Here is an 8,375-nt window from a genome sequence, read left to right as displayed (position 1 = left end):
ATTTGACGCGTCAATCGTCTCTTTGTCGATGACGACTTTGTTCGTGATGACGACATCCGCGCCTTTTAGTCGCTCTACGCGCTCGTTTGCGGCGGTCGTCTCAAAGCTAACAAACTCTCCAAACTGCTTAAAAATGTCCAAATTTACGTCGCTTCCAAGCGTCGCGGCATCGAGGCAGACTATTTTCATTTTGCGTCCTTATTTGATAAAGTGCCCCACGAATTTGGAGTAGTTATCTAAAATTTCGCCGCCTCTGCGGTAACCCAGCGCGCACGCCTCGTAGGCGAAAAACACGCCCGCTTGGTATCTATTTCCGGCGGCGTCTTTGTTAAATTCGTAAAATTCCTGATAGATCGCGCGGTTTGCTCCGTAGTCGCCGCCGTTTTGCGAGCTAATGCTGCCGTCAGCCTCTATCACGCTCACGTTTGCACCCTCTCGCCCGAAAACCGGCTTTTTCACGCATTTTTTACCAGCTAACGGCTTATCGCTAGCTTGCAGTAAAAGCGGGTGATTCGGATATAGATCCCAAAGAATTTTTAATATGCCTTTGCTTTGGAAAAGCAGCGTGTATGCGGGATTTAGGATGATGGCTTTTTGATTTTGGACGATGTTTTTTAGGATGATGGCTAGCTCGCCTTCCTCTATGGCGATGTCCTCCCACGGTACGAGCTTAAACCAATACTCGTAGTTTTCGCCGTCAAAAAACACGCCTTCCTCGTCGTTAAATACGACCTCGTGGACGTAAGCAAACGCCGTGTGAAAGCCCGCCTCCTCTGCGATATATTGCAGTAGCTTCACGGTCTGCTCGTCCTCGCTGCTGCCCGCAACCGAGCTAAATAAAATTTTCCAGCCCTCATAGTGCTCGTTAAAGCTCTCGGTCTCCTCATCTAGCGTCACGAGGCGTCTAAAATTTTGCTTTAACGCGTCATAAAGGTCGTTAAACTGCGCACTCTCGTCCATACTGTTAAACTTGAGCGCCGCCCACTGGATGATCGCCGTCTCAAACACGGCCGTCGGGGTGTCGGCGTTAAATTCGATGAGTTTTATCGGTTTGCCATCCAGCCCGCCGGCTAAGTCAAATCTGCCGTAGAGGTGCCAGTGCACGTCGTTTTCCCAGCTTTCGCGCACGAGATCTACGAGGTTAAACGGGATACCGACCTCGTGGTAGAGGTTGTTGTCGATGACGTGTTGGGCGGCTGCGACGAACATATCGTATAGCTCGTTTGCGGCGTTATAATACGCCTCGGCCTGCGTCTCTCTCACCTCGACTAGCTCGTCTGCTACGTAGTCGCTGCCGTCCGGGTCCGTGTGCCACGTAAAGCCTATCTCGCTTAAAAATTCATTATTTAGCGGGTTGATTTTTTTTAAATTTATCATGATTAACCTCCAAAATTCGAGCCTGAGCTAGACTTCGAGCTTGATCCGCCGAAAAATCCGCTCTTTCCGCCGCTTGATTTACCCGCCGAGCTCGTGGCCTTGGCTTTGTTAAAGCTATCGACGCTCCTTGAGTAGGCGCTCGGGTTTTTATACGCGCTTTGGCGCTGCGCCTGATAGCCCGGGTTGTTAAAAAGCTTGTTGCCTATCCAGCTGCCGATTATCGCGCCCGCAGCCGATGCCAAGAGCGCCTCGCCCATACTCATGCCGCCGCTTGAAAGTTGCGCGTTTTGAGCGTTCGGGTTGGTCAAATTTGACGTTCCGGCGTCGATTTTGGCGTTTTCTTCGGCGATTAGCTTATCCATCTCCTCTTTGCTTAGCACGCGCTCGGTGCCGTTGATATCCTTTAGCACGACGCGCGTTTCGCTACTCGGATACTCCTCTAGGACTTTATATTTGCCCGGTGCGGTTTCTTCGATGATGACGAAAGCTCCCGTTTTTTGCGCTGCTTCGTTTAGCGCACTACTTTCGCCGCTATTATCGCTACTGCTGCAGCCGGCCAACCCCGCTATCACGACCGCGCCAAATCCGCCGACCGCAGCATAGCTGGCCACCTTTTTGATGTGATTAAAAACTTTCATTTTTATCTAACTCCTTCGAAATTTTCTTGCTTTTTACCATTATTACGCCTTCTTTAAATTTGATAAATTTTGATTTTCCGATTTTTTTTATGATTTTATTTTGCGTTTTTTTTAGACTCTTACCGCTTAAATTTTGCGATTTTAAAAACTCGGCCAGGCTAATCCATTTAGTGTCGCTTTCAAGCTTGCTCTCGACGAATTCGACGTCGATTGGGGCTATATATTCGCCGTTTTGACGAGCCAGCAGCGGACGCTCTAGCATGCTTAAAAACCCCCTCAGCTTATCGTCTCTTTCGCGGTAAATTTGAGCGATTTCGGTTTTATTATTTAGCAAAATTTGCTCTTTTTCGCGAAAAAGCCTCTCTTTGTCGGCTTGCAAATTTTGATTTTGTTCTTTTAGTTCGCTAATTTGCGAGAGTAGAAATTCGTTCACGTCAAATTCCCCCGCCTTTGATTTTCTTGATTTCGCGCTTTTGGATGATTTTTCGGTAGATGTTTTTGGCGGCTGATTTGGCGCTAAATTTGCCGTAGTACCGGGCTCGTAGCCTTCTAAAACCACGTATTTTACGCCGTCTTTTTCAAAGGTCTTTAGCGTTCCGCGACGAATGCGGTTGTAGACGGCTTCCTTGGTTACGCCTAAGATTTCCGCGGCCTCGCTCACGGGCACTTTGGACATATTTTTCCTTTGATCGTTAAATTTGGCGTAGATTATGGCAAATTTTGGCTTTGATGCGAGTTAAACGGGAGTTTGAAAAAAGAAAAGGCCGCCGAAGCGACCCTTTTGGTTAGAGCTTTGACTCGTAGCGTCTAAGCATATATAGACGTTTAAGCATTTTCTTGCGAGCCGCGATTTTTTGTTTTTTGCGGATCTCGGTCATAGGCTCGAAAAAGCGTCTTGCGCGAACTTCAGTCACGACAAGGTTCCTGTCGGTTTGCTTTTTGAACTTTCTGTAAGCTTCGTCAAAAGACTCGTTAGGATGTACCTTAATACCAGGCAACGTCCTCACCACCTTTCAATTAAAATAGACGGCGATTATAGTTTAAATTTGATAAATTTAAGCTTTGCCCGCCGTCCGGGCTTTAAATTTAGCCTTTTAGGATATGCTCCGCCGCTATCATCGCCGAGCTGATACAATCGGGCGTCGAGCAGCTAGTAAGCCTCGTATATCCGTGCACTCCGCCCGTCGCCTCGCCTACGGCGTATAAATTTTTAATAGGCTTGTTATCGTTTATATTAAGAACTTCAAAGTTCAAATTTACCCTCACGCCGCCCGGAGTATAGCTGATGCCAGGAGCCCCGAGTATCGCGTAAAACGGCGCTTTTTCTATCGGAGCGACTTTGCTTAAATCTTTTTTAAAATCGGCATCGGTTTTTGCCGCGACGTTTTCGTTATACCGCTTTATCTCCCCTTTTAAAATTTGCGCGTTTAGCTTAAATTCCGCAGCTAGTTCGTCTAGGCTCTCAAATTTTTTCATCTTGCCGGTTTCGATAAATTTTTGCAGCCTTTTTGGATCGTGGCTGGAGGCAAATCCAGTTGCGTCAAAGATTATCGTCGGAAACATATCGCTTTCGTTTTTTTGCATATTTTCTAAAATATTATCGGACAAGGTCTGCCTGTCGCCGTCCTCGTTCATAAATCTCTTTGAGTTTTTGCCGTCAACCGCGATAGCAAATATCAAATCCTCCGTCGGAATACCAAACGAATAGCGTCCCAGACTAACCTGCACCGGCATCGCGCCCGCTCTTATCATTGTTTTTAGCGCGCCTGCCGTCGCACCTGGATTTGACGGCGTGGATGCTAGAGATAGCCTTGGATTTTGCGCCGCTTTAAACGTTTTATCTGCCGAAAATCCGCCGCTTGCAAAAACAACGGCCTTTTTAGCTTTATAAAATTTAACGTCTCCGGATGCGTTTTGCGCGTCGTCGTCAGCTAAGTCTTTGTCAAATTTATATTCCTCTCTCACCTTTAGCCCTATCGCCGCGCCGTTTTTATCCAGCACGATTTCATCGACTTTTACTCGTTTTAGCGTCTTGCCGCCCTTGCTCTCAAAGTGCGAATTTAGCGCCTGCACGCACGCTCCGCCTCCACCTACGGTCTCTAGACTTCTTGCCACGCTATGTCCGCCCAGATGCTTTAGCTTTTCGGCGTATTGCACGCCTCTTGCTTTGACAAATTCATACGCTCTTTTTGAATTCTCAGCGATCCTGTACGACTGCTCTATGTAGTTAAAGCCCTTGCCTGCTTTGTTTAGATCTTTTACGAAAAGCTCGATGGAGTCTTTGATGCCGGCTTTTTCTTGTTGCTCGGTGCCCACGCAGGCAAAATCAAGCTGAGAAACTACAGAGTTTCCGCCCATTCGCGACATCTTTTCTAGTAGCGCGACGCCAAGCCCACCCTCGGCTGCTACGATGCCCGCAACGTTTGCGCTAAGGCCGCTGCCTACCACCAAGACGTCGTATTCCGCGTCCCATTTTATCTCGTCATCCTGCGCCGCTTGCAAATTTAGCGCGCCTACAGCGGCTGCTGCGAGGCCGGTTTTGATGAAATTTCTTCTAGAAATTTTTTGCATAACATCTCCTTTTTAAAGAATTTATGAAATTATACATCTTAAAAGTGGCGTAATAGCAATTTTAATACGCATTTAATAGCATTAACTCTATAATTTACCCAAAATTATCACTACTTTGTAATCAGGACGAATTATGACCAAAGAAGAGTATAAAAATTATTTCAAATTTGCTAGCAAACGCTATATCGCCTACATCCTGATAACCTGTACCGCGCTGATTTTACCTTTTATATCTATCGGCGGAAATCAATTTTTCCTATTAAGCTTTGAGCGTAGCGAACTGCATCTGTTTTTTGCAAAATTTAACGTCCAAGAGCTATTTTTGATGCCTTTCGTGCTCATTATTTTTTTTATTTTTATATTTTTTATGACGAATTTGGGCGGTCGCGTCTGGTGCGGCTGGAGCTGTCCGCAGACGATATTTCGCGCGATTTACCGCGACCTCATACAAACTAAAATTTTAAAAATCCGCAAGAGCGTTTTAAATAAACAAACGCAGGCCGAAAGCGGCGTCAAAAACGCGCTAGCAGTCGCGATCTGGAGCATTTTAGCCTTTGTCGCGGCGGCGAATTTTCTCTGGTTTTTTGTCCCGCCGAAAGACTTTTTCACTCAAATTTTAAATCCCGCCGAGCATAAAATTTTACTCGGAGCTTGGCTTGTTATCACGGCGTTTTTGATATTTGACGTAGCGTTTTTGGGCGAAAATTTTTGCATTTACGTCTGCCCGTACGCTAGAGTGCAGTCCGTGATGATCGATTCTGACAGCGTGCAGGTGATCTACGACGAGGCTCGCGGCGGTAAAATTTACGACGGGCAAACCAAACTCTGGAAAAAACCGCCGGAGCCGCAAAACGAGTGCACCGGCTGCGAAGCCTGCGTAAAAATTTGCCCGACGCACATCGACATCAGAAAAGGCATGCAGCTAGAGTGCATAAACTGCCTAGAGTGCGTGGATGCCTGCACGAAAACGATGTCCGGGCTAAATTTGCCTAGTCTAATTAGCTGGACGAGCTCAAATTCGCTAAAAACCAAGCAAAAGGTGCGGTATTTGCGCTTTAAAACCGTCGGCTACTGCACCGCCATCGCTGTCGCCGCGACCGTGCTAACGCTAATGAGCGCCAAAAAAGAGAGCATGCTGCTAAATATCAACCGCACGAGCGAGCTATATAAGGTAAATAAAAGCGGCGAGATCGAAAACGCTTACGTATTTTTGTTTGAAAACACCGATGCGCACGCGCATGAGTTTTACTTTGACGTTAGCGCAGACAAAGCTAAAGCGCCGATAAAAATCGAGCGCCCGAAGACTCAAATTTCGCTAAAAGCGGGCGAAAAAAGGAAGGTCGTAGTCGTGCTAAGCGCGCCTAAAACGGCATTTGCCGGCACAAGCGAGCAAACGACGAAGATAGAAATCTCCGCCTACGCCGCGGATAACAAAGAAAAAATAAATGTTAAAAGACGGACGATTTTTGCCCATCCAAGTGAGTAAAAAATTATTTTTTTATAGTATAATCATATTTTAAGATTTTTTTGAAATTTGAGGGCTAGAAAAAATGAATACGAAACCGACGAAACGAAGCGCCGAGAGAAAAGAAAAATTCATCCAAGCCGGGCTTGAAATTTTCCTTGAAAACGGCTACGAAAACACGAGCTTAACGGATATCATCAAAAAAAGCGGCGGATCGCTGGCGAGCATCTACAAATTTTTTGAAAATAAAGAAGGGCTCTTTCGCGCCATCGTAGAGCGCGGATTTGACGACTTTAGAATGCAGATAGACGAGAAAATCGATCTAAATTTACCGCATAAGTTGGATGATTTTTTAACCAAATTTGCGATGATATTTTTCGACATCATCTGCGAAAAGAAAACCACGCTAATCTCAAGAGTGATGATGAGAGAGGGCGCGAAAAACGACGGACTTTTGGGCAAAGAGTTTTTGGATCAAATTTTAAGCAAATTCGATAAAATTTTAGTAGATTTTTTCGAGCGCGCAGACATAAGAGTCCAGCTAAATCCATGTATCTCTCCTTACGTCGCGGCCAAGACGTTTGCCGCAGTAGTTAGAGAGCCTTATCACTATAATGCTATTTTGCTAAACGAGGACATAACGCTAAGCGCAGAAGAGCGCGAAGACCACGTAAAAACGCGTATAGATATGTTTTTGCACGGCGTAAAAAAACGCTAAATTCGACTCTCAAAATTTGACTTTTCGTATAAATAAGAGTAAAATAGCCGACTTTATTTGTAACAAATATTACATCCCAAATTTTGTGTATAATATCCCAAAAAATTAAAGGCAAATTTATGAGAAATTTTAAAACCCTTTCGGTTTTGTTATTGGCGTCGTTGCTTTTTACGGCATGCTTTGATAGTAACGATAAAAAAGGCGCAGCCGCAGCCGGACAACAACGGCAAATGCCGCCGTCAAAGGTCGACGTATTCGTAGCTAAAAAATCAGACGTGCCGATCAGTTTTGACTACCCCGCGACCCTAACGAGCCAACAAGACGTCATCGTCTATCCCAAAGTAAGCGGCACGATAACCAAACAGTTTTTTAAACCGGGAGACAACGTAAAAGCCGGCGATAAGCTGTTTTTGATAGATCCCGAAAAATACCAAGCCAGCTACGACGCGCTTGAGGCCGCTATCGGCGTAGCAAACGCAAATTTAAAGAACGCTCAGACCGAATTTAACAGAATTTCAAATTTATATAAGAAAAACGCCGTTTCGCAAAAAGAGTACGACGCGGCAGTTTCGGCGCTCGAAATCGCAAACGCAAATTTACTAAGCGCTAGAGCAAACGCCAAAAATGCCAAAATAGACCTAGGCTACACAAGCATAATCGCGCCTTTTGACGGCGTTTTGGGCGATAATCTAGTAGACGTTGGCTCGCTAGTCGTAGCAAACACTACCCAGCTAGTGCGCCTAACCAAAATCAACCCGATCGAGGCACACTTTCATATCTCCGACGTAGATAACCTAAACCGCGTCAAAATGCAAGAAAGCGGCCTCTGGGCGCAAACGAACTCCGATGCCGTACTAAAAGTCGGTCCGGGAGAGTTTAACGGCAAGGTAAATTTCATCGATAACGTCGTAAATACGAATATGGGCACAGTTTTAGCCAAGGCCGAATTTAACAACGACGAGGGCAAGTTGCTACCTGGCATGTTCGGCCACGTGACAATGGGTGGATTTTATCAAAAAGACGGTTTTAAAATCCCTCAAGTAGCGCTCCAGCAAACCGACGTCAAGACCTATGTACTCGTAGTCGCCGACGGCAAAGTAGCCTCTAAAGACGTAAAAATCACCTACCAAACCAAAGACGCCGCAGTCGTTAGCGAGGGGTTAAACGAAGGCGATAAAATCATATTAAACAACTTCCTAAAAATCGGCGTAGGCGCGCCCGTCGAGATAGATAAAGACCTAACCGAAAGCTTTGGTAAAGGTGCAAATTTAGAGCCTAAAAACGAGCAAGAAAAGGCTAAGTGATGTTTTCTAAATTTTTCATTGACCGCCCGATATTTGCCACCGTCGTATCTATCATCATAGTTATCGCGGGCGCAATGGCGATAAAGGGGCTTCCTATCGAGGAGTATCCTAAGCTAACCCCGCCTCAAATTTCCGTTAGCGCCGTCTACACAGGCGCCGACGCCCAGACTATCTCCGACTCGGTAGCCAGCGCGATCGAGGACCAGATAAACGGCGTAGAAAACATGCTCTATATGCAAAGCACCTCAAGCTCGAGCGGCTCGCTAAGCATCAATGTTTATTTTAAAATCGGCACCTCAGCC

Annotated in this window: 9 protein-coding genes and 1 pseudogene; 4 read left to right on the top strand and 6 right to left on the bottom strand. The window is 45.9% G+C overall.

Annotated elements, in window-relative coordinates; all coding sequences use genetic code 11:
• From Q0200_RS06355 to Q0200_RS06330, 6 genes and pseudogenes are all read right to left on the bottom strand, one after another.
• Positions 1–189: pseudogene (locus Q0200_RS06355) on the bottom strand (hydroxyacid dehydrogenase); the annotation flags it as partial.
• A gap of 9 nt (positions 190–198) precedes the next feature.
• Positions 199–1,374 (bottom strand): glutathionylspermidine synthase family protein, encoded by a 1,176-nt coding sequence (locus tag Q0200_RS06350; RefSeq protein WP_297939171.1) that lies wholly within the window; start codon positions 1,372–1,374, stop codon positions 199–201.
• Between the two features lie 5 nt (positions 1,375–1,379).
• Positions 1,380–2,015 carry a UPF0323 family lipoprotein gene (locus Q0200_RS06345; RefSeq protein WP_297939168.1) on the bottom strand — a complete coding sequence of 212 codons (636 nt, stop codon included), beginning with the start codon at positions 2,013–2,015 and terminating at the stop codon, positions 1,380–1,382.
• Positions 2,002–2,691: a DNA-binding protein gene (locus tag Q0200_RS06340; protein WP_297939165.1), complete on the bottom strand. Its 690-nt coding sequence runs from the start codon at positions 2,689–2,691 to the stop codon at positions 2,002–2,004. Before Q0200_RS06340 ends, Q0200_RS06345 begins: the two co-directional genes overlap by 14 nt.
• Before the next feature lie 109 nt (positions 2,692–2,800).
• Complete coding sequence (gene rpsU, locus Q0200_RS06335; RefSeq protein ID WP_002951513.1) at positions 2,801–3,013, bottom strand: 30S ribosomal protein S21; 213 nt, start codon at positions 3,011–3,013, stop codon at positions 2,801–2,803.
• An 88-nt stretch (positions 3,014–3,101) separates the two neighbouring features.
• Positions 3,102–4,586: a flavocytochrome c gene (locus Q0200_RS06330; RefSeq protein ID WP_297939161.1), complete on the bottom strand. Its 1,485-nt coding sequence runs from the start codon at positions 4,584–4,586 to the stop codon at positions 3,102–3,104.
• Between the two features lie 133 nt (positions 4,587–4,719).
• On the opposite strand from Q0200_RS06330, the gene ccoG reads away from it, so the two are divergent.
• The 4 genes from ccoG to Q0200_RS06310 form a co-directional block, all read left to right on the top strand.
• The gene (gene ccoG / locus Q0200_RS06325) at positions 4,720–6,072 is read left to right on the top strand and encodes a cytochrome c oxidase accessory protein CcoG (protein ID WP_297939158.1); all 1,353 of its coding nucleotides are present in this window, start codon (positions 4,720–4,722) and stop codon (positions 6,070–6,072) included.
• A gap of 64 nt (positions 6,073–6,136) precedes the next feature.
• Positions 6,137–6,769, top strand: coding sequence for a TetR/AcrR family transcriptional regulator (locus Q0200_RS06320; protein WP_297939155.1), 633 nt, complete (start codon positions 6,137–6,139; stop codon positions 6,767–6,769).
• A gap of 119 nt (positions 6,770–6,888) precedes the next feature.
• Complete coding sequence (locus tag Q0200_RS06315; RefSeq protein ID WP_297939152.1) at positions 6,889–8,073, top strand: efflux RND transporter periplasmic adaptor subunit; 1,185 nt, start codon at positions 6,889–6,891, stop codon at positions 8,071–8,073.
• On the top strand, positions 8,073–8,375 hold a 303-nt coding region (locus tag Q0200_RS06310), incomplete at its 3' end, for an efflux RND transporter permease subunit (protein ID WP_297939149.1). The genes Q0200_RS06315 and Q0200_RS06310, both read left to right, overlap by 1 nt.

The sequence above is a fragment of the uncultured Campylobacter sp. genome (assembly GCF_938045225.1).
GTDB lineage: Bacteria > Campylobacterota > Campylobacteria > Campylobacterales > Campylobacteraceae > Campylobacter_A.
Note: the sequence above shows the minus strand (reverse complement) of the source record. Positions and strands in the feature narration are given on the sequence as shown.

Bases quoted from the DNA above. Each gene is read 5' to 3' on its own strand.
- Q0200_RS06315 (WP_297939152.1), top strand. From the start codon at position 6,889: ATGAGAAATTTTAAAACCCTTTCGGTTTTGTTATTGGCGTCGTTGCTT.
- Q0200_RS06340 (WP_297939165.1), bottom strand. From the start codon at position 2,691: ATGTCCAAAGTGCCCGTGAGCGAGGCCGCGGAAATCTTAGGCGTAACC.
- ccoG (WP_297939158.1), top strand. From the start codon at position 4,720: ATGACCAAAGAAGAGTATAAAAATTATTTCAAATTTGCTAGCAAACGC.
- Q0200_RS06320 (WP_297939155.1), top strand. From the start codon at position 6,137: ATGAATACGAAACCGACGAAACGAAGCGCCGAGAGAAAAGAAAAATTC.
- Q0200_RS06345 (WP_297939168.1), bottom strand. From the start codon at position 2,015: ATGAAAGTTTTTAATCACATCAAAAAGGTGGCCAGCTATGCTGCGGTC.
- Q0200_RS06330 (WP_297939161.1), bottom strand. From the start codon at position 4,586: ATGCAAAAAATTTCTAGAAGAAATTTCATCAAAACCGGCCTCGCAGCA.